Origin of the sequence: Piscirickettsia litoralis, from assembly GCF_001720395.1 — a bacterium.
Taxonomy (GTDB): Bacteria; Pseudomonadota; Gammaproteobacteria; order Piscirickettsiales; family Piscirickettsiaceae; genus Piscirickettsia; species Piscirickettsia litoralis.
In genome coordinates, this window is record NZ_MDTU01000001.1 from 1837396 (window position 1) to 1860692 (window position 23297).

Sequence of the window (23297 nt, forward strand, 5' to 3'; positions counted from 1 at the left end):
TTGTGCTCGTGCTTTTTTTATCTGCAAGTTGTCAAACATAATTTTTTAAAGCAGCACAGCCAAGAGCGCTCAACGAGAAATATATTATTGCCAGCCGTACGTGGTAGTATCTTTGATCGCCATGGCGAGCCTTTGGCGATTTCCGCGCCGATATATTCTGTTTTTATTAACCCTAAAAAGTTTATATTAGATAAAAAATGAAGAAAAAAAATCTAGAGAGTTTATTAGATTTAGATTTTAAAAAATAACAAAAAGTTGGAAAAATATAAAAATAGACAGTTTATGTACTTGAAGCGTTCTGTGTTACCTACTATCGCAATACAAGTGAAGTCTCTCGATTTGCCAGGTGTTTATATTGGGCAGTATTATCGTCGTTTTTATCCTGATGGAGCAATGTTAGCTCCTTTGGTGGGTTTAACTAACATTGATGAGCAAGGCCAAGAAGGTGTGGAGCTAGCCTATAATGATTGGTTGGTTGGGGTGAGTCAAAAGAAAAATATTCGCCATGATCGTCGTGGTGATATTATCGATGTTTTGGTACAAAAAACAGGTAGTCAATATGGCAAAGGTTTAGCCTTGAGTATTGATCGGCGCATTCAGCACATCGCACACACTGCGCTTATTGGAGCTATTTATAATTACCAAGCACGTTCTGGTTCTATTGTTGTGCTTGATGCGAAAAACAGTGAAATACTGGCTATAGCCAACCATCCTTCTTTTAACCCAAATAATCGTAGTAATTTGGCTCCGGAACTGATTCGCAATCGTGCGGTGACTGATGTATTTGAGCCGGGTTCTGTAATGAAACCGTTTACAATTGCCTATGCTTTATCTTCTGGGAAATTTCAAAAGAACGATACGATTAATACCGCTCCAGGTTGGTTAAATATCGATGGTCGTAAAATCCATGATGCAAGAAATTATGGTGAGCTGGCTATAGCAGATGTTTTAAAAAAATCGAGTAATGTCGGCATTGCTAAGATGATGATGCAATTGCCCGCGTTGGAGTTTAAGTATTTTCTTTCCCGCTTTGGTTTTGGCGAGGTGAGTTTTAGTGGTTTGCCGGGTGAGCGCTCGGGCGTCATTAGTGGTGAAGGGCGATTAACCCAAGCGAAAGCGGCTTCCCTTGGTTTTGGCTATGGCTTAGCGGCAACAACATTACAACTGGCTCAGGCCTATGCGGTCTTAGCCGCAGAAGGGGTGCGCTATCCTGTTCGTATTGTGGAGGGGCAGGCACAAGGGCAACGAGTCTTAGATGCTGATATCGCTGTTGATGTAGTCAAAATGCTAGAAACGGTTGTGAGTCCAACAGGAACGGGGCATCGCGCTATGATACCGGGATTTCGCGTGGCCGGTAAAACGGGGACGGTGCGTATGGTTAGTAAAAAAGGCTATGACTTGGATCGTTATACCGCGCTGTTTGCCGGCATCGTGCCGGTGAATCAACCAAGATTGGTCGTGGTTGTTGTGATTCATGACCCACGCGGTGATCGGTATTATGGTGGGGAAATTGCTGCGCCTGTGTTTGCAACGATTGCAAAGCGGTCGCTACATGTTTTGGGTGTGGAGCCGGATAATAATAATGATGGATACAAAATTAGAGAATATAAAAAAGCTAATCGATCATCTTAAGATTGATGCGGAACATATTGACTATAAATCAATTACAGTAATGACCGATGACAGTCGTGATGTCAGTGTTGGGGCTATTTTTTGTGCTTATCCTGGTGAGAGTACCGATGGTCGTCGTTATATAAGGCAGGCTTGCGAGCGTGGTGCGTCTATTATTCTTTATGAGGCAAAATGTGCTGAGGATTTCAGCGTTGTTTCAGAAAGTTTCACGGTAACAGCCGTTGCGATTGATAACCTGCGTGAGCAGGTTAGTGAATTGGCCGGATTGTTTTATGGCTGTCCGGCAAATCAGTTGGAGATGCTGGGAGTGACGGGGACTAATGGTAAAACGTCGGTCTCGTATTTATATGCACAGCTATTAACTCAATTGGGAAAGCTGACCGCATTGATTGGAACTAACGGAGCTGGAGAGTATGGTGATTTGCAGAAAAACCAGAACACGACGCCCGGCCCTATTGAGTTACAGCGTTTATTGCACCAATTTAGCAGCCAACAAATAACGGATGTGGCAATGGAGGTGTCTTCGCACAGTTTAGTGCAAGATCGGCTGAGTGCTGTGAAAATTGATACTGCGGTGTATACCAATTTAACCCAAGATCACCTTGATTATCATAGAACCATGGAAAATTATGCGGCGGCAAAAGCAAAGTTGATCAATCAGCCGGGCTTGAAAAATTTAATTATTAATAATGATGATAGTTTTTGTTCTAGTCTGAAAAAAACAAGCGGCTAAACACTTAAATATTATTAGTTATGGTTTGAGTTCGAATGCCGATGTACAGCTAATTAACCCTGTATTTAGCATGACTGGCATGCGCGGAAAATTAGTAACTCCTTGGGGTGAGGGGACATTAGAAGCGCCATTGTTGGGCGAGTTTAATGCGCTGAACCTGCTTGCGGTAATTTCTGCCTTGGGTGTTAGAGGGGTAAGTTTAGGTGAAATATTGCCTTTATTAAAGCAAATTACTCCACCAGTCGGGCGCTTGCAGACATTTTATTATCAAGCATCATTGGTGGTTGTTGATTATGCGCATACGCCGGATGCATTAAAGCAAGTGCTATTAACGCTAAAGAAAATTACTACTGATCGGTTAATTTGTGTGTTTGGTTGCGGGGGCAATCGAGATCAACAAAAAAGAACTATCATGGGAAATATTGCATCGAAAATTGCAGACAAAGTAATTTTAACCAGTGATAATCCGCGAGATGAAGATCCTGTGGCGATTATTAGTGATATTAATGCAGGGGTCGAGTTTGGTGCTGATATTGAGATTATTGTTCAGCGTGATCAGGCCATTAATCAGGCTTTTTCCGTGTTAAAGCGAGGAGATATATTACTGATTGCAGGTAAAGGTCATGAAGATTACCAAGAAATCCGCGGTCAGCGTTATTATTTTTCAGATATTGATAAAATTAAAAATATAATGGAGAAAAACAATGAAAACCTTACAACAGTTAGCCTATGCGATTGATGCCGAATATATTGGGCCTGATGTAGCTGTTCAGACAATATCTCATGATACGCGCACTTTAATGAAGGGTGATACCTATATCGCCTTAAAAGGAGAGCGCTTAGATGGTCATGATTTTATTGATGAAGCTGTTGCACAGGGTGCAGCGGCAGTGATTGTCAGCGAAAAAACAGTCAATATCAACATTCCCCATATGAAAGTGAAAGATACAACAATAGCCTTGGGGCAAATGGCGAAAGTTTGGCGGGAGCAGTTTGATTTAAAGATTGCTGCAATTACTGGTAGTGCTGGAAAAACGACAACACGTAATATTTTACATGCTATTTTGCAAGGCGCAGCTCAAACATTATTGCCGACAAAAAATTATAATAATCACTGGGGGGTGCCGTTAACCTTAATGCGCTTGCGATCAGATGATGATTATGCAGTGTTAGAATTAGGTGCGAATCATGCCGGTGAAATTGCCTATACCGTAGGTTTAACTCAGCCTGATGTTGCGGTATTGACTAATGCCGGTGCGAGTCATTTAGAAGGTTTTGGTTCAATTGACGGCGTCGCTCGAGCAAAAGCAGAAATTTTCCAAGGTCTAAAAGCTAAAAAAGGCACAGCGGTTTTAAATAAAGACGATAAATTTTATGCATTTTGGCAACAGCAATTAGAGTCAGAATGTGTGAATTATTTAAGTTTTGGCCTTGATGAAAGTGCTGATATTTATGCAACTGATATCCAAATGACAGGCGAGGGGAGTTCATTTACATTACACATTTTCTCTGAGTGTTTTGCTGTGATATTGCCTTTATTAGGTGTGCATAATGTTAAAAATGCTTTGGCAGCGGTCACCGCGGCGGTTGCGTTAAAAATAAATTATAAACATATAATCAATGGTCTAGCCCAGGTGAAGCCTGAGCCGGGGCGACTATCGCTGATGCCTACAGTTGCAGGAGTTCGATTGATTGATGATACTTATAATGCAAGCGTAAATGCCGTGTTAAGTGCGTTGGAAGTTTTAGCAGCATTTTCGGGTCAGCGTATTGCTGTGCTTGGAGATATGGGTGAGTTGGGAGCGGATGAAATTAGTTATCATCGTCAAGTGGGTCAAGCTGCACGTGAGCTAGGGATTGAGCAGCTGTATACTGTTGGTGAAAAAATGCATTATGCGGCGCAAGCGTTTGGTGTAAATTCACGGCACTTTGCCAATAAAAACGACTTAGTTGACGTATTAAAAGAGAGTGTTGGTGAGTCGCCGGTCACTATGCTTGTAAAAGGGGCGCGTGCTATGCAAATGGAAAGCATTGTCAAGGCGTTACAACAACATAATGAGGATGTTTTATGTTAGCTTTTCTTGCTATGGATTTAATGTGGCGCTCTTTTTTTGCGCTTATTACCCCGTTAATCATTATTTTATTGACAGCACCTTGGTGTATTCGCCGTTTGCAACGTTATAAGCTGGGCCAAGTTGTTCGGGATGATGGGCCGGAATCACATTTGAGTAAAACAGGGACGCCAACGATGGGTGGCGTGTTGATTTTATTGGGTGTGTTGATTAGTTGTTTGTTATGGGGTGATTGGCAGAGTCAATACCTTTGGGTTGCATTGGTCGTGATGCTTGGCTTTGGTTGTATAGGTTTGGTCGATGATGCCCGTAAACTTATTTTTAAAAACCCAAAAGGTCTTGCGGCGCGTTGGAAATATTTTTGGCAATCTGTCATTGGCCTAGTTGCCGCACTGTTTGCCGTATTAATGCTACATGAGCAGGTTCTATGGCTGCCTTTTTTAAAAGGAGTGGGGATTAATCTAGGCTTAGGCGCAATTTTGCTCGCTTATTTTGCCATTGTTGGCTCGAGTAATGCGGTCAATTTAACTGATGGCTTGGATGGTTTGGCGACATTTTGTGTGATTCTTGTTGCCGCGGCTTTTGCTGCAATTGCGGTTGTGAGTCAAAATTCGATGTGGGCTTTGCAGTTCGGTATTCCTTATGTGCAAGGAGGCTCTGAAGTTGTTATTTTTTGTTTAGCAATTGTCGGTGCTGGCTTGGGCTTTCTGTGGTTTAATATCTACCCTGCGCGCGTTTTTATGGGAGATGTCGGCTCTCTTGCATTGGGGGCGGCGTTAGGCGTGGTTGCTGTATTGTTACAGCAAGAATTATTGCTGGTGATTATGGGTGGAATTTTTGTGGCTGAAACAGTGTCTGTGATTTTACAGGTGGGGTATTTTAAATATTCCGGCGGCAAGCGCACTTTTTTTGATGGCACCGCTGCATCACCATTTTGAAAAAAAAGGTTGGCCTGAAACGCAAGTAATGTGGCGATTTGGCTTAATTACGGTGATTTTGGTGTTTATTGGCTTAGCGAGTTTATTTTTAAGAGGTTGATATGCGGTCTACTCTTGTGATCGGTTTGGGTAAAACAGGTTGGTCTTGTGTAAATTTTTTAAAGAAGCAGGGGCAAACGGTATGTGTGATTGATACACGCAAAAACCCGCCTTATTTAGAAAAATTGCAAGAGTGTTATCCAGATGTTGAGTGTTATTGCGGTGATTGGCCTGATGATTTATTAGAGCGAAAGTTTGTTGGTATGGTGATTAGCCCGGGTTTAGCGATAAATGACCCGTTGTTGCAGCCATTGCTAATTAATAATGAGAAATTTATAGGGGATATAGAATTATTTGCTCGTTATGTTAAAGCGCCGGTTGTTGCAATTACGGGCTCAAATGGTAAAAGCAGTGTGACAAGCTTGCTTGGAAAAGTTGCCGAGCAGGCAGGTGTTCGTGTTGCTGTAGGCGGGAATTTGGGGACGCCGATTCTTGAGCTGTTAAATGATGAGGTCGAGCTTTATATTTTAGAATTATCGAGCTTTCAGTTGGAAACAACCTCTAGTTTAAAGCCAGAGGTTGCTGCTTTATTAAATACCTCGCCTGATCATATGGATCGTTATCATGACTTTTCTTCTTATCAGCAAACAAAGGCGCGTGTTTTTTTAAATTCAAAATATCAGCTGCACCATATTAATGAAGACTGGCTGAGTTTTAGCGATACATCTACATTAGTTACTTTTGGTGGACTAAGTTCAGGTTTAAGCTTATCGGCTCGTAAGCATTGGGGGCTTTTGCAAGCAGGTTTAGAGTTTTGGCTGTGTAATGGTGAGGAAAGAGTTTTAGCGACAAAAGAATTGACTTTAAGTGGGCAGCATCATTTTGATAATGCGTTAGCTGTTTTGGCAATGAGCCAGCTATTAGGGTTTTCTTTAAGTATTACTAAAAAGGTGATTTGTGAGTTTACTGGCTTGCCTCATCGTTGTGAGCTTGTTCAGGAGATTAAACACATTCGGTGGTTTAATGATTCTAAGGCAACGAATGTTGGTGCTGCCGCTGCCTCTATTTGCAGTGTCGGTCAGCAAACAAAAAACAAAGTAATCTTTCTTGCGGGTGGGCAAGGAAAAAATGCTGATTTTGATAGTTTACAAGAAAGTGTGAAAGGGTTTGTGAGAACCGTCATTGTGTTTGGCGAGGATGCTGAGCGTTTACAGTTAAGCCTAAGTCGATTTGCGCCAGTTATTCGTGTAGAGAGTTTGGCGGCAGCTGTATCTGCTGCGGCAAAAGTCGCACAAATGAAGGACAGCGTGTTATTTGCTCCGGCTTGTGCAAGCTTTGATATGTTTGAGAATTTTGAAGCGCGTGGTGAGGCATTTATTCGGGAAGTAAAAAGGCAGTTATTATGACAGGGCGCACTTTGGTGGGTCTGCGCTTAGACGGGCTTTTAATTATTGCAATTTTAAGCTTATTGGGGTTGGGCCTTGTTATGGTCGGCTCTGCCTCGATGGTGGTGGCACAAAGTAATTATGATGCACCTTTTCATTTTCTAATTCGTCAGGGCATTTATGTCGCCTTAGGTTGTGGCGTGATGCTTTTTATGGTGTGTTTAAACACCGAGCTTTGGCGAAAACTTGCGTTGCCTTTGTTATTTTTAGGGATTGGCTTGCTGGTTATTGTATTGCTGCCCGGGGTGGGTAGAGAGGTGAATGGTAGCACGCGGTGGCTACATTTAGGGCCAATCTCTCTGCAGGTTTCTGAGTTGATTAAGTTTTGTATGATTGTTTATGTGGCCGATTATTTAGTGCGTCATGAACAAGCGGTGCAAGAAACTTTGGTTGGTTTTTTAAAGCCGTTAGCGTTGATTGGTGTCATTGCTGTGTTTTTATTATTGCAGCCGGATTTTGGTGCCTTGGTCGTATTAGCCGCCACAGTGTTTGTCATGCTTTTTATGGCTAAAGTACCTTTGCGACGTTTTGTGGTGATTTTTGTTATTGTGGCGATCGGTTTTAGCTTGGTGATGGTAGCAGCGCCTTATCGGCTTGCGCGATTGACTTCTTTTTTAAACCCTTGGGCGGACCAATTTAATACTGGCTATCAGCTGACCCAGTCTTTGATTGCATTTGGCCGTGGTGGTTGGTTTGGTGTGGGTTTGGGTGATAGTGTGCAGAAGCTTTTTTATTTGCCTGAAGCGCATACTGATTTTCTTGTTGCCATTATTGGTGAGGAGTTAGGTTTTATCGGAGTGATGGTTGTTGTTGGTCTATTTGCCTTATTGGTTTTTCGTGGCTTATTGATCGCGCGCCAAGCTGAATATTTGCAGCAGAAATTCGATGCTTATCTTGCTTATGGAGTAAGTTTTTGGGTAGGCTTACAGGCCATTATTAATTTGGGGGTAAATACGGGATTATTGCCGACTAAGGGGTTAACTTTACCCTTGATGAGTTTTGGTGGCAGTAGTTTAGTGATTAATTGCTTGGCTTTGGGGCTGTTGTTACGTATCGATATACAAAACAAATTACAATTACAGCAAAGAGGAGGAGTTCATGGATCGAAATAACGCTCCTATGGTGTTGATGATGGCAGGGGGAACGGGTGGGCATGTTTTTCCGGCGCTTGAAACCGCGAAGGTTTTGCAAGAGCGAGGCTACGCGGTTCAATGGTTGGGAACTGCGACTCGGATTGAAGCGGATATTGTGCCTGAAGCAGGGATAAAGCTGCACTGTTTGCATGTACGTGGTATACGCGGCAAGGGGGTGTTGGGTAAGTTAAAAGGTATTTTTGGCTTGTTATTAGCGACATGGCAAGCATTGCGACTGATGAAAAAAACTAAAGCCCGCTTTAGTTGTTGGTATGGGAGGTTTTGCCGCTGGACCTGGAGGGTTAGCTGCTTGGTTACGTCGAGTGCCATTGTTGATTCATGAACAAAATTCGATTCCAGGCGTGACCAATAAAATCCTTGCGCGTTTTTCTAAGCGCTCGCTGACAGGGTTCCCTGATGTGTTAACAAAGCAAGGGGCCGTGTATGTTGGCAATCCGATTCGCCGAGAAATTGTAGAGATAGCTTCTCCTGAAAAGCGCTATGGTGAGCGTCATGGGCGATTAAACATTTTGGTTGTCGGTGGCAGCTTAGGTGCGCGTACGTTAAATGAAGTATTGCCCAAAGCACTGTTGGGCTTAAAAGAGCAGGTCATTGTTCATCATCAAACCGGCAAAGATAATGTGGCTGCTGTACAAAATGCGTATGATGAAGCCAATATTAATGCGAAGGTACAGCCATTTATTAAAGACATGGCTGATGCGTATCGTTGGGCGGATTTGGTGATTTGTCGCTCGGGCGCGCTTACCGTAGCCGAGATTACTGCGGCAGGGGTGGCTGCACTGTTTATTCCATTTCCTTACGCTGTTGATGATCACCAGCGCAAAAATGCTGAAAGCCTGGTTGAAAGTGGCGCTGCACGTATGGTGTTGGAGTCCGAACTAAGCGTGCAAGGCTTGTTTGATATATTGAGTAATTTGTGTCAGTCGCGTACATACTTATTGGAAATGGCTCAAAAGGCACGTCAACGTAGTCGGCCCAAAGCAACAGAAAGTGTTGTTTGTGCTTGTGTGGAGATGATAAATGAGAAAAGTGATAGAAGAAAGTAACCCGCACCACTTAGCGATGCGCCGTATTCGTCGTATTCATTTTATTGGTATCGGTGGTGTGGGAATGGCTGGAATTGCCGAGGTATTATATAGCCAAGGGTATGTGATTACAGGGTCAGATATTGTAGAAAATACCTTAACACAGCGTTTGAGTATGCTGGGCGTTGAAATTTTTCTGGGTCATCGAGCAAGCAATGTTGAGGGAGCCGATGTGGTGGTGGTTTCAAGCGCTGTGGCTGAAGATAATCCCGAAGTTGTTTTAGCTCATCAGTTGCATATTCCTGTAGTCGGCCGCGCGCAAATGCTGGCAGAGCTCATGCGTTTTAGTCAAGGTGTGGCGATTGCAGGAACGCATGGTAAAACAACGACGACAAGTTTAATTGCGAGTATTTTAAGTGAAGGGGGGTTAAACCCAACCTTTGTGATTGGAGGTCAATTAAATAGTGCTGGGGCGAATGCCGTGTTGGGTTCAGGGCGTTATTTTATCGCCGAAGCTGATGAAAGCGATGCTTCGTTTTTACATTTAAATCCAACGATTGCAGTTGTGACGAATATCGATGAAGATCATATGACAACCTATCAAGGTGAACTTGCTAATTTAAAACAAACATTTTTAGAGTTTGTCCATAACTTGCCATTTTATGGTTTGGCTGTGTTGTGCGTCGATGATTTGGGGGTTAGAGAGTTATTAGGGCATATTAGCTGTCCGACCGTGACTTATGGTTTTCATGAAGATGCGGATTATCGCATTGCTGATTTTTATCAAACGGGTTTAACCAGCCATTTTCGTTTATTATTGCCAGATCAAACTGAGCTCAAGCTAGCGCTTAATTTGCCAGGGCTTCATAATGTGCAAAATGCGGTTGCTGCGGTTGCTGTAGCGTTGGATTGTGGCGTCGGTGTCACGGCAATTAAACGTGCTTTAGAGCAATTTGCTGGGGTGGGGCGTCGCTTTCAGGTGTATGGACCCTTTGATATTCCGGCTGGACAGGTGACATTGGTTGATGATTATGGCCATCATCCCTGTGAAATTAAGATGACTTTGCAAGCGGCACGTGATGCTTGGCCAAGTAAGCGTATTGTGCACGTCTTTCAGCCGCATCGTTATACACGAACACGCGACTTATTTAATGAGTTTGTAGAAGCCTTGAAAGAGAGTGATGTTGTCGTGCTTATGGAGGTGCATGCAGCAGGAGAGGCACCGATTCAAGGTGCAACAGCGTCCGCTTTATTTAAAAGTATTCAAAAAAAAGGGGTGAACGCTGTTTTTGTGCGCAGTGAAGCACAGTTAGAACACACCTTGCGAACACTATTAGCAGACCAAGATATCTTATTATTACAAGGGGCGGGCGGCATCGGTGGCGTGGTGCAGCGGTTTGTAAATAATAAACTGGGTTTTGCCTACAATGAACTCGCTGGTGCAGCATCTTAGGCAGGAGAGTACAATGATAAGTCAGCAATGGGGAAAGGTCGCCGTATTGATGGGTGGAGCCTCTGCCGAACGTGAAGTTTCTCTAGACTCTGGAGGCAATGTATTGGCAGCATTGCTCCGTCAGGGGGTGGATGCACATGTCGTTGATCCGGCTGAAGATGGTTTTGACCAATTAAAAACAGCGGGTTTTGATCGAGCGTTTAATATTTTGCATGGTCGTGGTGGTGAAGATGGTCAGATTCAAGCCTTTCTTGAAATTTTAGGCTTGCCTTATACGGGAAGTGGTATTTTAGGTTCAGCCTTATCTATGGATAAAATGCGCACTAAACAGGTGTGGTCTGCAATAGGCTTGCCAACGCCTGAGGCATATGTTGTCAATTCGGTTGAGAAGCTAGAGCAATATTTTGAAAGCATTAATGGGCCTGTTGCAGTGAAGCCGGTCAATGATGGTTCAACCATCGGAGTTTCTCGTGTTGATAACAAACAAGAGTGTCAGCGAGCATACGATAAAGCCTGCCTATACGGTGAGGTGATGGTAGAGCGTTGGGTGTGTGGTGATGAATATACGGTGGGTATTTTAGTGGATGAAGCGCTACCGGCAATTAAAATTACTCCTGCTCACGACTTTTACGATTATAATGCAAAATATCTTTCTGATGAAACTGAGTATTTATGCCCTTGTGATTTGGATCAAACAACAGAGCGCTTAATTCAAAATATGGCATTGCAGGCTTTTGGGGCGGTTGATTGTCGGGGCTGGGGGCGTGTTGATTTTATGCGCGATAATAAAGGCCAGTTTTGGTTATTAGAGGTGAATACGACACCGGGAATGACCAGCCATAGTTTAGTGCCTAAGGCAGCGAAACAAAAAGGCCTAAGTTTTGATGAGTTAGTCTTAGAAATTTTATCGAATACTTTTCTTGTTGCGGACTCTGGCATGGGGGTGGGCCAGCAGGCAGATAGTATGGAAACTGAGAGTCCGGAATAATGAGCAAGATTCAAGGGCAGGCAAAGGTATTGACGTGTTTGTTTCAGTGGCGTTGGTGGCTGATTGCTTTGCTTGTTGTTTTGTTGAGTTTGTGGGGATACTTTAAATTGCAAAACCCAGATGTTTTGCCTATTCGTACGGTAAAAGTAGTCGGAGATTATAATTTTGTTGCTAGGTCGACCTTAATTAAAACCATTACGCCCGTGGTACATGGCGGCTTTTTTAATATTAATGTTGATCAGATACAAGATACTGTACTCAAGTTTCCAGGTGTTAAAGAAGTTTACGTTAAACGCGTGTGGCCTCACACGATCATAATAAAAATAGAGCCTCAAAAAATACTAGGGCGTTGGGGGAATAGTGAGCTGCTTACTGCAAATGGCCGCTTGGTGCCGATTAGCGATAAAAATATATTGGTGAAATATACGCCGCAATTTAATGCGCCTGTAGGCGATGAGCAAAAAGTGATCCATTTTTACGAGCAATCGACACCATTTTTGAAAAAGTTATCATGGCGAGTAAAGAATGTTATTTTAAGTGACGGTTTGCAGTGGTCAATACGCTTCAACAATAATACAATTGTTAAATTGGGGCAAAGAAATGTTCAGTTGCGTTTACAACGGTTGGCCGAAGTATTTCCACAGCTTTTTGCGAATAATGTGAAAAAGGTTAATTATATTGATATGCGCTATACAAAAGGAATGGCAGTGAAGTGGCAGACACAACAAGCATAAGGATGGGTTGGAGAGAGCATATTATTTTAAGAGAGTGTAGGGTGCATGTCTAAAAGACTTGGAAAAAAACCTGGTAGCGGGCTTGGATGTTGGGACATCTAAAGTGGTTGCGGTGATTGCTGAAGAGAATCTGGATGGCCAGCTGCAAATTGTTGGCATTGGCAAGCATCCTTCACGGGGCTTAAAGCGAGGTGTCGTTGTTAATATCGATGCGACGGTCAATGCAATTCAACATGCCATAGAAGAGGCAGAATTGATGGCCGGCACGCGCATAGACAGTGTGCATGCAGGTGTTGCAGGAAGTCATGTTCGCAGTCGCAATTCAACGGGGATTGTCGCCATTCGTGGCAGTGAAGTGACCGAGTATGATGTCTCAAGGGTGACCGATAGTGCTAAAGCTGTTGCGATTCCAGGGGACCAAGAAGTCTTGCATGTTGTGCCACAAGGTTATCTAATTGATGCGCAAGAAGCGGTACATGATCCAATTGGTATGGCCGGGGTGAGGTTAGAGTCGCGTGTTCATATTGTCACCGGAGCGGTCAGTGCAATTCAAAATGTGATGAAGTGTATTCGTCAGTGCGGTGTTGCTGTTGAACCTGAGACGGTTGTGCTTGAGCAATTGGCTTCTAGTTATGCAGTACTATCAGAAGATGAAAAAGAGTTAGGTGTTTGCTTGGTTGATATTGGGGGTGGTACAACCGATATTGCTGTGTTTATTGATGGTGCAATTCGCCACACTGCGGTGATTCCTATTGCCGGCGATCAGGTGACGAGTGATCTGGCTCATGGTTTGCGTACACCAATTCATTTTGCTGAGCAAATTAAAATAGAGTTTGGTTGTACAGGCGTATTAGAAGGTATGCCTGATGATTTAATCGAAGTGCCGAGTGTGGGTGATCGTCCAGGTAAACGTTTAACCTATGCTGATCTTGCTCAGTTTATTGGCCCACGTTATGAAGAATTATTTAATTTGATTCATGTCGAGCTGCGTCGCAGTGGCTTATGTGATCAATTAACCGCAGGGATTGTGTTGACGGGAGGGACATCAAAAATTCGTGGAGCTGTTGATTTGGCCGAACAAATTTTTGAAATGCCCGTTCGTTTAGGTTTACCTCAGCATGTACAAGGCTTAGCTGATGTTATTCGTAACCCGATTTATTCAACGGCCGTTGGATTGGTTCTTTATGCTGCGCAGGAGCAACAAGGATCTATGGGGTATACTGACATTAGAGGACAAAACGAAAAAGTAAATATTTGGCGGCGGATGAAAAGTTGGTTCCAAGGCCATTTCTAGTTTAGGCTTGAAATAACAGAGATAATTTTTTTGGGGGAGAATGAGTATGTTTGAATTGATGGACAGCGTACAACAAACGGCTGTCATTAAAGTGATTGGTGTTGGTGGCGGTGGCGGTAATGCCGTCGAGCACATGGTTGCTGGCAACATTGAAGGTGTCGATTTTATTTGTGCAAATACTGATGCACAAGCCCTTAAAAATTCTGCTGCACGAACAATCATGCAATTAGGCACTGAAGTTACTAAAGGTTTAGGTGCGGGTGCGGATCCAAGCAAAGGTCGCCAAGCGGCCGAAGAAGATCGTGAGCGTATCAAAGAAGTTTTAGAAGGGGCGGATATGCTCTTTATCACTGCCGGCATGGGCGGTGGTACCGGTACTGGTGCGGCTCCAGTGGTTGCAGAAATTGCCAAAGAGCTCGGCATTTTAACGGTTGCTGTGGTGACTAAGCCGTTTCCGTTTGAAGGCCGTCGTCGCATGCAGGTGGCTGAGCATGGGATTCAAGAATTTTCTAAGCATGTTGATTCATTAATTACCATCCCTAATGAAAAATTATTAAGCGTATTAGGAAAAAGTGTTAGCTTATTGGATGCCTTTAAAGAAGCGAATAATGTGTTATTAGGTGCGGTGCAAGGGATTTCTGAGTTGATCACTCGTGGTGGTTTGATTAACGTTGACTTTGCCGATGTGCGTACAGTGATGTCTGAGATGGGTATGGCAATGATGGGGACAGGCTCTGCATCAGGTGAATCACGTGCACGTGAGGCGGCAGAAGCCGCAATTAAGAGTCCTTTACTTGAAGATATTAATTTGGCGGGTGCGCGTGGCTTGTTGGTTAATATTACGGCAGGGATGGATTTATCAATTGGAGAATTTGAAGAAGTCGGCGATGCCATTAAAGAGTTTGCTTCTGAAGAGGCGACGGTGGTTGTCGGCACTGTGATTGACCCTGAGATGAGCGAAGATTTGCGTGTGACGGTTGTTGCAACGGGTATTGGCTTAGATCGTACTACTGAGCAAAAAGAGCCGACGGTTAAGGTGTTGGAGAGCATGCGTGATCATAATCGCCTAGACCGCCCTCAAGTGATCCGTAAGCAGGAAAAAAGTGAGGAAACTTCAAGTCAACAAAACCAAGATGTAGATTATCTCGATATCCCTGCATTCTTACGTCGTCAGGTAGATTAATACGATAGTTTTGCTTTGGTGGTGCTTTATATTAGAATGGCTGCTCATTATGTTACTTAGGGTGTCGTAAAAATGGTGCTACAGCAGACTTTGCGTAATACAATCAAAGCCACAGGCGTGGGTTTACATACAGGTTGTGAGGTGAGTATTGTATTAAAACCAGCCCCGGTGAATACTGGGATTGTGTTTAGGCGGGTTGACTGTGAACCTATGGTGGAGTTGCCAGCGCGTTTTAATGAAGTGACTTCAACGCAGTTGGCAACAACTCTAAGTCGAGGTGATACCGAGGTCAATACTGTCGAGCACCTTATGTCAGCGCTGTCGGGCCTTGGTATTGATAATTTATATGTTGATGTGGAGACTGCTGAGCTACCTATTATGGACGGTAGTGCAAGTGCGTTTGTGTTTTTAATTGAATCAGCGGGTGTGGAAGAACAAGACGCACCACGCCGTTATATTCGCGTCAAAAAAGAAATCAAAGTCACAGATGGCGATAAATTCGCTAAGTTATCACCTTATGAAGGCTTTAAGCTCTCATATCGCATTCATTATGATCATCCTGTTATTGCAAACACACCTCAGGCGGTATCCATAGAACTGTCGCAGACGCGTTATATTAAAGAGGTGGCACGTGCTCGCACGTTTGGCTTTGTCAAGGAATTAGATTGGTTATTGAAAAATAACCTGGCGAAGGGAGCGAGCTTGGAGAATGCTATTGCTATTGATGATGATCGCGTTATCAATGAGGATGGCTTACGTTATGAGGATGAATTTGTTCGCCATAAGTTACTGGATGCGGTGGGCGACTTGTCATTAGCTGGAGCGCTATTGGCGGAGTTTGAAGGCTACAAATCGGGGCATACTTTGAATAATCAATTATTACACGCATTATTTGCAGATCCTGATGCTTTTGAAGAAGTCACGCTCTCTTAATTTGCTTGTGTTAAGCAAGGCCTCAGCCTTGTAATTTAGTATAAGTGCCCATATTAGTTAGAGGACTGTTTGTTCACGCTGATTTTAAGCGAAGATCAAATACCAATTCAACATTCGGATTTAAAGTAGATATACCATGATTGCACGTAAGCTCATGCAGCAGATTTTTGGAAGTCGGAATCAGCGCTTTTTAAAGGCTCTGTCGAAAACAGTAAGGGCGATAGGCCAGCTTGAGCCGGCGATGCAAGGCTTAAGCGATGAAGAGTTGCGTGCTAAAACGGATGAATTTAAAGGGCGGATACAGCAAGGTGAAAGCTTAGATAAATTACTGGTTGAAGCCTTTGCTGTGGTACGTGAGGCGAGTGTCCGCGTTCTAAAGATGCGCCATTTTGATGTGCAGTTGCTCGGTGGCATGGTCTTGCACTCAGGAAAGGTGGCAGAGATGGCTACCGGTGAAGGTAAAACCCTGGTTGCAACGCTTGCTGTTTACCTCAACGCCTTAACAGGAAAAGGCGTTCACGTTGTGACGGTCAATGACTATTTGGCTCAGCGTGATGCTGAGGAAATGGGTATGCTCTATCGTTTTTTAGGCTTGACCACTGGAGTAATTATTGCCGATTTGTCTCCGGATGAGCGTCGCCAGGCTTATAATGCCGATATTACCTATGGTACGAATAATGAGTTTGGTTTTGATTATCTACGCGATAACATGGCTTTTAGCTTAGAAGAGCGAGTACAGCGCGAATTAAACTATGCAGTCGTCGATGAAGTCGATTCGATTTTAATTGATGAGGCGAGAACGCCGTTGATTATCTCAGGTCCTTCTGATGAACATACTGACCTTTATGAAAAATTAAATACTGTCGTGCCGAAATTAGTGGCTCAAACTGAAAAAGACGGCCCGGGCGATTACAGTTTAGATGAAAAAGCAAAACAGGCCTATTTAACCGAGCAGGGCCATGAAACCGTTGAGAAAATTCTGTTAGAGCAAGGTATTTTGGCTGAGGGTAGCAGCCTATATGATGCGAGTAATATTCGCTTAATGCATCACTTAAATGCGGCTTTGCGTGCACATACCATGTATGCCGTTGATGTTGACTATATTGTGAGCGATGGTGAGGTGGTGATCGTCGATGAACACACCGGCCGTATTATGCCGGGGCGGCGTTGGTCAGATGGTTTACACCAAGCCGTTGAAGCCAAAGAAGGGGTGAAAATTCAGAATGAAAACCAAACCTTAGCTTCGATTACCTTCCAAAATTATTTCCGTATGTACAATAAATTATCGGGGATGACAGGAACCGCGGATACTGAAGCCTTTGAGCTTCACCAAATTTACAGCTTAGAAGTGACAGTGATTCCGACTAATAAACCGATTGCCCGTAAAGATATGTCTGATCTGGTTTATTTGAGCAGCGATGAGAAATATGCGGCGATTGTTGAAGATATTAAGGACTGTATTAAGCGCAAACAGCCTGCACTTGTCGGTACTGCATCGATTGAAACATCAGAATTGCTATCGGCGATGTTGAAAAAAGAGCGCATTGAGCATGCTGTTTTGAATGCAAAATTCCACGGCCAAGAAGCCCAAATCATTGCCAATGCCGGTGAGCCTGGTCGCGTGACGATTGCAACCAACATGGCTGGTCGTGGTACTGATATTGTGTTAGGGGGTAGCTTGAAAGCACAGCTTGCAGCCCTTGAAAATGCCACAGAAAGTCAGATTGATAAGTTAACAGAAGAATGGCAAAAGCGTCATGACCTTGTGCTTAAAGCAGGAGGCTTGCGAGTCATTGGTACTGAACGCCATGAGTCACGTCGAATTGATAATCAGTTGCGTGGTCGTGCAGGTCGTCAGGGTGATGCTGGTTCGAGCCAGTTTTATTTGTGCTTAGAAGATAATTTGATGCGAATTTTTGCCTCAGATCGTATGGCAGGAATGATGCGCCGCTTGGGTATGGGTGAAGGTGAAGCCATTGAGCATCGCTTTGTCACTAAGGCGATTGCTAATGCTCAGAAAAAAGTTGAAAGCCGTAACTTCGATATTCGTAAGCAATTGCTTGAATATGATGATGTGGCCAATGAGCAGCGTAAGGTGATTTATGCACAGCGTGTTGATTTACTCAAAAGCGAGTCGGTCAAAGATATTATCGAGGATATGCGTCAAGATGTGGTTGATAAGGCAATTTCTCTGCATATTCAGCCACAGACACTTGAAGAAGAGTGGGAAATTGATAGCTTAGAGAAGCTTTTAGAGGCTGATTTTGGTTTAAAGCTGAGCTTGCAAGGTTGGCTCGATAATGAAGATGATCTAGACGAAGAAGCTTTGCGCGAGCGTATCCAGGAATCTGTGAAAGATGCATGGCTTGGTAAAGAAGAACTGACTGATGTGAGTACGTTACGTCAATTTGAAAAGATGTTGATGTTGCAATCTTTGGATAGTCACTGGAAAGAACATTTGGCTGCGATGGATCATTTGCGTCAGGGGATTAATTTGCGTGGTTATGCTCAAAAAGATCCTAAACAAGAGTATAAACGTGAAGCCTTTGAGCTATTTTCTAATATGCTCGATAATTTGAAATACGATGTGATTAGTACGCTCTGTCAGGTGCAGGTCCAAGCACCGGATGATGTTGCAGCGATGGAAGAGCAGTGGCAACACACTAACCCTACTCAAATGCAATTCCAACATGAAGACTTTGATCAGCTTGATACTGAAGAGGCGATGATGGCGGAGGGTGATGGTGATCAAGCGGTCGCACAGAAGCCTTTTGTGCGCTCTGGTGTGAAAGTAGGGCGTAATCAGGCCTGTCCATGTGGTTCTGGTAAAAAATATAAACAGTGTCATGGGCGTATCGAATAAAGGGATATCAATCAGGCTTCTGCGGAAGCCTTTTTATTACGTGTGTTGATCTTACTTTGTATTAGGGTATACTGGCGATTTTTGGGTGTGAGTGTGTATGGGGTTCTCTTATATAGTGACCCGATTTTAATTTTTAATTAAAATCATACATTTAGCCACAAAGTCGCTTACACTTAATGTGAGTTAAGCAGAGCGTCAAACAAAGGTATTTATGAATAAATCACAAAAGCAGCCGATCAATTGGAAGAGTACGCTAGTGCTAACATTAACGCCACTCGCTGCGATCATCCTTGTTCCCTATTATGCATTTACCTACGGCTTTAGTATGTGGGACTGGTTATGGTTTAGTCTGTTTATTATCGCAACAGGGTTATCTATCACCGCAGGGTATCATCGTTTGTGGTCTCATAGGGCCTATAAGGCAAATAGTTTTTTAAAGATATTTTTTATGCTTTTTGGTGCAGCGACTTTACAAAATAGTATATTGGTCTGGGCTTCTGATCACCGTAAACATCATCGTTTTGTTGATGACAAAGAGCAAGACCCTTATGCAGCAACACGGGGCTTTTGGTATAGCCATATCGGCTGGATGTTTCGTGCAGCACCTGAAGAAACAAGAATTCAAAATGTGAAAGATTTAGAAAGTGATAAAATTGTTGCTTTTCAGCATCGTTATTATGTGCCACTTGCTGTTTTTATGTGTTTTGGTTTACCGATGTTAATTGGTGCGACTTATGGCAGCATTGGTGGTTGTTTGATTTTAGTGGGCTTGTTTCGCTTGGTAATTAACCATCACTTTACTTTCTTTATTAACTCGTTAGCTCATATTTGGGGGAAAGAGCGTTATAGCGATGAGAATACCGCTAAAGATAATCCACTATTATCAATACTCACTTTTGGTGAGGGGTATCACAATTTTCATCATAAATATGCAGGAGATTATCGTAATGGTGTGCTTTGGTATGATTATGATCCATCGAAATGGTTGATTTTTTTGAGCCTCTAAAATCGGTTGGACCTATGATTTAAAACGTATTCCTAAGCCAACAATAGAAGCTGCTCGTGCGTCGATGCAATTCAAGCGAGCACAAGAAAAACTTAAAGCAAAACCCTATATGGCAAAAGTTGTTGAACTTGAAAAAAGCTTAGAAGCTCAATATAAAGAATTATTTGAAACGATTAAAAAATGGGCTAAAGCGAAGCAAGAACACTTAAATGCGCAAAAAGAAAAACTATCTGCTGCTCATATTGCTCAACTTAAAGAACAGTATGTTCTAATCAAAAAGCAGTTTAAAGCTGAACGCCGTTTATGGCGTGCGACAATGAACTCTCTCGCGGTTTAGATTGATTTATCACTTTTTTAGGGGGAGTATATCCAAACTCTCCCAATTTTTAGTGCTTGGGAAATATAGTTAGAAGGTCTTTTTAAACCCTTTTTTAGTGATTGTTCCAGGCAGATTTCTTATCATTACATGGGAAGTTGAAATCTCACTACAATTGGCTTTATATTTATAATATTTGCTAAGTTTATGGTGCTTTCCAGTCAAACCAAATTTTCATATAAAGTTTACAATTTTATTAATTTAAAAGTTTCTCATTATTACAATGACTTTAACTGAAATAATTATGAGCTGAAAATGATTTGAAAACCAGCCGTTTAAATGACTTCTAATCATTATGGTGTGCTGTAAAGAAAAATGATAAACGTGTGGTTATTAAAGTCGAAGATGAAATCGAGGGGATTGGATTGCAAGCTCTGTGTAGGCATGGCTTGATGAAACAGGCTCTTGTATAAGATCATTGCCAAGAGCCTGCTCTATTATTTAATTGATTACTCTGGAACTTAAAGACTCATCAACGTCGACTGGGTAAAGACAAAAACATCACGATAACCTTCATTATCCGTGGGTTTTACTGCATCAGTAAAGTGAAAAACTTCATTATCATCGATGATTAACATTTCTCCAGGCTCAAGGATTTTTCTGACAACGGGGGGACGGGCGCCAGCCTTATCGGTATAAATGTGTGTCTCTCCTGCTGTGACTTTGTGACGGTTGATACAGAAGATGCCAACATGATTAACCGCATCGCGGTGAATGCCCTCAGGTGCGGCTTCGCCTAGCTGCTCTGAGGTTGTCACTGTGCGCAACATATGGATATCGATTAAGTCGCCAAACTGAGCATTGATAGTGTCGCAAAATTGTTGCAATGCAAGTTGTAGTGTTGGCTCTTGAATAAGTTTGTCAACGACAATTGGGTACTGTCGTTTGATGCCGCCGGCGACTGGATTAGTTTTGTCATCTTGGAAGATATATTTATGAGGTTGCTTTTCCCAAAGACTACGATCGATATATTTAAAGCATGAAAGCCCATGATGACGATAGCCCCCTGGAACATAAGGATCTACAGGAAGTTGCTCAAAATACTTGGTTAAAGAGGAAAAATCTTCATTGAACTTAAAGAGATTTATAATGGGATTTACCAATGATTTAATGCTCATAAAAACTCCATGTTATAGCAACTTGATATTGCAATGCGGTAAAATACAATTGTTTTTAACATATAAATTATTACCTGAAATATCTATTTTAGGCAAATAACTCATTTTTTATGTAATTTTTATAAAACTAACTACTCCTTATTAAGCGTTATAGTACACCGTTAATAAGCTTATAAAGCAACATTAATTTTATGATTTAAGGCGCTTGTTTTAAATTCAGTATTTGTGAGTGATACTATTTTTTGATAATAAAGTCATTTAGGTTTGGGGCGGCGCATTTTTCTTGAATAAGGCGGTCAACTTTAGCGTTATCAGGGCCAATAGCAATTTTAGCTTCAAACTCTTTCATCGACTGTTCTGGGCCGCAGGCGATGATTTCCACTGAGCCCGTAGCTTGATTTTGTACCCAACCGGCTAAATTAAGGTCTTTTGCAACCTGTAATGTAAACATACGAAAGCCTACACCTTGGACTTGGCCATAAACAACGTAGCGTTTACATAGATACATAAGGCGATCCTGATCATTATCCCTAATAATATCAAGAATAGGATAAATCTTCTTAAAGCGCTGCATATGCTATGATCTGGTGTGCCGAATTGTTGTAGGAGTAAGTTGTGAGAGTTGTAGTGCGTAGTTTGTTTTTTGTTTTTCTTATAAGTCCATGGTTGAGCTTTGCCGCAAATCAGCAGGTGGTGGTGAAGCGGCAAGTGAATCTTCCAGAACGAATGGGAGTATTAAAAACATTAGAGGTTCGGTCTTCTGGGGCGCTACCTATCAATGTTCATGCTGTTATTCTAAAGCGAGGTTTGTATCAATCTCAGTTATATTTGCAACCTGCCGCTTCAATTGATTGGGTTAATGAAGTGGTCAAGCAGCAAAAAGCGGTAGTAGGGATTAATGCGGGATACTTTATGGAAAATTTTAAGCCCAATGGTTTGCTTATGATTGCAGGAAAACGCCGTTCAGCCATGAAGTATAATCGCCTGCTATCGGCGCTAGTCTTGGTTAATCAACAAAAGGAAGTAGACCTTAAAACACGTTCGCAAGGTTATCAAGGAGCCTACAGTGCTTTGCAAGTAGGGCCGATTTTAGTGGCTAATGGTAAAGTGGCAGTGAAGCCTAACTTGCGCTATCACCGCCGCACGGTGCTTGCGAAGGCGGCTAACGGTGATTTAATCATTTTGCAATCTTCTGCCAGTAACTTGTATCGTTTGGCCGACTTACTAACGCAGCATGCAGCGATTTTTGGAGCAGAAAAAATCACTTTTGCGGTGAATTGTGATGGCGGTAGTTCCAGCGCCTTAATGATCAATGATAAAAATAAGCCTGTATATCTATCAGAGGCTACCCCTGTTAAAACCATGCTACTGTTTAAGGGAGTGAGTTAAAAGTTATAAAATCTGTTATCTTTATTTAATTCTATCTGCTAGCTTATGGGGCCTGCGATCGGTTTATAGGTTATTTTCTTTGAGTTATTAAAGAGTGCGAGAGCCGTTTTTTATAGTTTGATCAATAATGCAGTGGCTATTATGAGGTTTACTTGGGGAAGCCTTATTTTTTAAGCTTGGCATATGGGGATCGCGGTCCTGCTGATTCTCTCCGCGTTCACAAGCCTTAGTTTAAGATAGCACTTTAAGACGAAAACTCCGGACTAACACGGTAATCTTCAGCATAAAAGCCATCAATATCTCCCAACAAAACAGCATAACTTTGTTCGGTAATCAGCTTTTGTAAAGCGCTAAATGCGCTTTGGCTGCTGTCATAATGCCTTGCTAGTTTTGAATGGTTGACCCAGGCGTTTTCCCAACCCTTATGTGTACGTTGTTGAATTTCATACATAGACTGTACTCCTTGGCAATATTACAGCCTTATTGTATAAATCCTTGATGACAGCAAGATGACTACAATATGAAAATTTTGTAACAAAGCGATAAGACGATACCAGTAAAATTAAAATTGGTTTAAGGCAACTTTGTTATGCTGGCTCTACTCGATCGTAGTAAAGGGTGCTAGAATAGCCCCTACTTATCGGTGTGCAACAAATCATTTCAGTAAAAGGCAAACCATGAACAGCTGGAAGAAGTTTATTCAATATCGGCGTTTATATCAGCACTCTAAGCAAGCGCTCTCTTTTGAGTTATGGTTCCGGCGGCTACTGTTTTGGTCAGGTGCAATTGCTGTCGGCCTTGTCGCTGTAGGGTTTGCAATTATTGCTGAAAAAGCTAATCATATTTCTAATGGTTGGTTTCAGGACTACCCTTATTTGCCCTTGGCGCTGTGTCCATTGGGTTTTATGTTAATTATCTGTTT

The 23297-nt window shown here is 42.6% G+C and carries 20 protein-coding genes and 2 pseudogenes; 19 read left to right on the top strand and 3 right to left on the bottom strand.

Annotated features, from left to right (window positions below; translation table 11 throughout):
• The first annotated feature begins 282 nt into the window (after positions 1 to 282).
• The 17 genes and pseudogenes from BGC07_RS09165 to BGC07_RS09235 all read left to right on the top strand — a co-directional run bounded on the left by BGC07_RS09165 (position 283) and on the right by BGC07_RS09235 (position 19829).
• On the top strand, positions 283 to 1632 hold the full coding sequence (locus BGC07_RS09165; RefSeq protein WP_077216835.1) for a peptidoglycan D,D-transpeptidase FtsI family protein: 1350 nt from the start codon (positions 283 to 285) through the stop codon (positions 1630 to 1632).
• Complete coding sequence (locus tag BGC07_RS22185) at positions 1583 to 2365, top strand: Mur ligase family protein (protein WP_268801637.1); 783 nt, start codon at positions 1583 to 1585, stop codon at positions 2363 to 2365. The genes BGC07_RS09165 and BGC07_RS22185 overlap by 50 nt, the downstream gene beginning before the upstream one ends.
• Before the next feature lie 25 nt (positions 2366 to 2390).
• A complete protein-coding gene (locus BGC07_RS23230) occupies positions 2391 to 3104 on the top strand; it encodes a Mur ligase family protein (RefSeq protein ID WP_268801638.1) in 714 nt (237 codons plus the stop codon).
• Positions 3070 to 4440 (top strand): UDP-N-acetylmuramoyl-tripeptide--D-alanyl-D-alanine ligase, encoded by a 1371-nt coding sequence (locus BGC07_RS09175; protein WP_069312855.1) that lies wholly within the window; start codon positions 3070 to 3072, stop codon positions 4438 to 4440. Before BGC07_RS23230 ends, BGC07_RS09175 begins: the two co-directional genes overlap by 35 nt.
• Positions 4434 to 5375 (top strand): phospho-N-acetylmuramoyl-pentapeptide-transferase, encoded by a 942-nt coding sequence (gene mraY, locus BGC07_RS09180; protein WP_235603059.1) that lies wholly within the window; start codon positions 4434 to 4436, stop codon positions 5373 to 5375. The genes BGC07_RS09175 and mraY overlap by 7 nt, the downstream gene beginning before the upstream one ends.
• A gap of 101 nt (positions 5376 to 5476) precedes the next feature.
• The gene (gene murD / locus BGC07_RS09185; RefSeq protein ID WP_069312856.1) at positions 5477 to 6820 is read left to right on the top strand and encodes a UDP-N-acetylmuramoyl-L-alanine--D-glutamate ligase; all 1344 of its coding nucleotides are present in this window, start codon (positions 5477 to 5479) and stop codon (positions 6818 to 6820) included.
• Positions 6817 to 7971: a putative lipid II flippase FtsW gene (ftsW, locus tag BGC07_RS09190; protein ID WP_069312857.1), complete on the top strand. Its 1155-nt coding sequence runs from the start codon at positions 6817 to 6819 to the stop codon at positions 7969 to 7971. Before murD ends, ftsW begins: the two co-directional genes overlap by 4 nt.
• Positions 7958 to 8335, top strand: coding sequence for a UDP-N-acetylglucosamine--N-acetylmuramyl-(pentapeptide) pyrophosphoryl-undecaprenol N-acetylglucosamine transferase (locus tag BGC07_RS23235; RefSeq protein ID WP_268801639.1), 378 nt, complete (start codon positions 7958 to 7960; stop codon positions 8333 to 8335). Before ftsW ends, BGC07_RS23235 begins: the two co-directional genes overlap by 14 nt.
• The gene (murG, locus tag BGC07_RS09195) at positions 8265 to 9059 is read left to right on the top strand and encodes an undecaprenyldiphospho-muramoylpentapeptide beta-N-acetylglucosaminyltransferase (protein WP_268801640.1); all 795 of its coding nucleotides are present in this window, start codon (positions 8265 to 8267) and stop codon (positions 9057 to 9059) included. The genes BGC07_RS23235 and murG overlap by 71 nt, the downstream gene beginning before the upstream one ends.
• On the top strand, positions 9034 to 10491 hold the full coding sequence (gene murC, locus BGC07_RS09200; RefSeq protein WP_069312858.1) for a UDP-N-acetylmuramate--L-alanine ligase: 1458 nt from the start codon (positions 9034 to 9036) through the stop codon (positions 10489 to 10491). The genes murG and murC overlap by 26 nt, the downstream gene beginning before the upstream one ends.
• Before the next feature lie 13 nt (positions 10492 to 10504).
• Positions 10505 to 11479, top strand: a complete 975-nt coding sequence (locus BGC07_RS09205) for a D-alanine--D-alanine ligase (RefSeq protein ID WP_201258135.1) — start codon at positions 10505 to 10507, stop codon at positions 11477 to 11479.
• Positions 11479 to 12213, top strand: coding sequence for a cell division protein FtsQ/DivIB (locus tag BGC07_RS09210; protein ID WP_069312860.1), 735 nt, complete (start codon positions 11479 to 11481; stop codon positions 12211 to 12213). The genes BGC07_RS09205 and BGC07_RS09210 overlap by 1 nt, the downstream gene beginning before the upstream one ends.
• A 58-nt stretch (positions 12214 to 12271) precedes the next feature.
• Complete coding sequence (gene ftsA / locus BGC07_RS09215) at positions 12272 to 13507, top strand: cell division protein FtsA (RefSeq protein ID WP_069312861.1); 1236 nt, start codon at positions 12272 to 12274, stop codon at positions 13505 to 13507.
• 46 nt (positions 13508 to 13553) lie between these two features.
• Positions 13554 to 14690 (top strand): cell division protein FtsZ, encoded by a 1137-nt coding sequence (gene ftsZ / locus BGC07_RS09220; protein WP_069312862.1) that lies wholly within the window; start codon positions 13554 to 13556, stop codon positions 14688 to 14690.
• 72 nt (positions 14691 to 14762) lie between these two features.
• Positions 14763 to 15623 carry a UDP-3-O-acyl-N-acetylglucosamine deacetylase gene (gene lpxC, locus BGC07_RS09225; protein ID WP_069312863.1) on the top strand — a complete coding sequence of 287 codons (861 nt, stop codon included), beginning with the start codon at positions 14763 to 14765 and terminating at the stop codon, positions 15621 to 15623.
• Positions 15624 to 15759: 136 nt separating this feature from the next.
• Positions 15760 to 18486 carry a preprotein translocase subunit SecA gene (gene secA, locus BGC07_RS09230; protein ID WP_069312864.1) on the top strand — a complete coding sequence of 909 codons (2727 nt, stop codon included), beginning with the start codon at positions 15760 to 15762 and terminating at the stop codon, positions 18484 to 18486.
• Positions 18487 to 18697: 211 nt separating this feature from the next.
• Positions 18698 to 19829 (top strand): annotated as a pseudogene (locus BGC07_RS09235) (fatty acid desaturase).
• A 500-nt stretch (positions 19830 to 20329) separates the two neighbouring features.
• Here the strand turns inward: BGC07_RS09235 and BGC07_RS09240 are convergent.
• Positions 20330 to 20986, bottom strand: coding sequence for a 2OG-Fe dioxygenase family protein (locus BGC07_RS09240; RefSeq protein ID WP_069312865.1), 657 nt, complete (start codon positions 20984 to 20986; stop codon positions 20330 to 20332).
• Between the two features lie 235 nt (positions 20987 to 21221).
• Positions 21222 to 21560, bottom strand: coding sequence for an acylphosphatase (locus BGC07_RS09245; RefSeq protein WP_235603062.1), 339 nt, complete (start codon positions 21558 to 21560; stop codon positions 21222 to 21224).
• Positions 21561 to 21601: 41 nt separating this feature from the next.
• Here BGC07_RS09245 and BGC07_RS09250 point away from each other — a divergent pair, with 41 nt between their 5' ends.
• Complete coding sequence (locus BGC07_RS09250) at positions 21602 to 22375, top strand: phosphodiester glycosidase family protein (RefSeq protein WP_069312866.1); 774 nt, start codon at positions 21602 to 21604, stop codon at positions 22373 to 22375.
• A 244-nt stretch (positions 22376 to 22619) separates the two neighbouring features.
• Here the strand turns inward: BGC07_RS09250 and BGC07_RS09255 are convergent, their stop codons facing one another.
• Positions 22620 to 22826, bottom strand: a complete 207-nt coding sequence (locus tag BGC07_RS09255; protein ID WP_069312867.1) for a hypothetical protein — start codon at positions 22824 to 22826, stop codon at positions 22620 to 22622.
• A 226-nt stretch (positions 22827 to 23052) separates the two neighbouring features.
• Between BGC07_RS09255 and BGC07_RS09260 the strand changes: the two are divergent.
• Positions 23053 to 23297: pseudogene (locus tag BGC07_RS09260) on the top strand (DUF2933 domain-containing protein); the annotation flags it as partial.

Coding starts and splice junctions, on each gene's coding strand:
- secA (WP_069312864.1), top strand. CDS start 15,760: ATGATTGCACGTAAGCTCATGCAGCAGATTTTTGGAAGTCGGAATCAG.
- BGC07_RS09245 (WP_235603062.1), bottom strand. CDS start 21,560: ATGCAGCGCTTTAAGAAGATTTATCCTATTCTTGATATTATTAGGGAT.
- ftsW (WP_069312857.1), top strand. CDS start 6,817: ATGACAGGGCGCACTTTGGTGGGTCTGCGCTTAGACGGGCTTTTAATT.
- mraY (WP_235603059.1), top strand. CDS start 4,434: ATGTTAGCTTTTCTTGCTATGGATTTAATGTGGCGCTCTTTTTTTGCG.
- murG (WP_268801640.1), top strand. CDS start 8,265: ATGGGAGGTTTTGCCGCTGGACCTGGAGGGTTAGCTGCTTGGTTACGT.
- BGC07_RS09165 (WP_077216835.1), top strand. CDS start 283: ATGTACTTGAAGCGTTCTGTGTTACCTACTATCGCAATACAAGTGAAG.
- BGC07_RS09175 (WP_069312855.1), top strand. CDS start 3,070: ATGAAAACCTTACAACAGTTAGCCTATGCGATTGATGCCGAATATATT.
- BGC07_RS09205 (WP_201258135.1), top strand. CDS start 10,505: ATGATAAGTCAGCAATGGGGAAAGGTCGCCGTATTGATGGGTGGAGCC.
- murD (WP_069312856.1), top strand. CDS start 5,477: ATGCGGTCTACTCTTGTGATCGGTTTGGGTAAAACAGGTTGGTCTTGT.
- murC (WP_069312858.1), top strand. CDS start 9,034: ATGAGAAAAGTGATAGAAGAAAGTAACCCGCACCACTTAGCGATGCGC.
- BGC07_RS09210 (WP_069312860.1), top strand. CDS start 11,479: ATGAGCAAGATTCAAGGGCAGGCAAAGGTATTGACGTGTTTGTTTCAG.
- BGC07_RS23235 (WP_268801639.1), top strand. CDS start 7,958: ATGGATCGAAATAACGCTCCTATGGTGTTGATGATGGCAGGGGGAACG.
- BGC07_RS22185 (WP_268801637.1), top strand. CDS start 1,583: ATGATGGATACAAAATTAGAGAATATAAAAAAGCTAATCGATCATCTT.
- ftsZ (WP_069312862.1), top strand. CDS start 13,554: ATGTTTGAATTGATGGACAGCGTACAACAAACGGCTGTCATTAAAGTG.
- BGC07_RS09255 (WP_069312867.1), bottom strand. CDS start 22,826: ATGTATGAAATTCAACAACGTACACATAAGGGTTGGGAAAACGCCTGG.
- BGC07_RS09240 (WP_069312865.1), bottom strand. CDS start 20,986: ATGAGCATTAAATCATTGGTAAATCCCATTATAAATCTCTTTAAGTTC.
- lpxC (WP_069312863.1), top strand. CDS start 14,763: ATGGTGCTACAGCAGACTTTGCGTAATACAATCAAAGCCACAGGCGTG.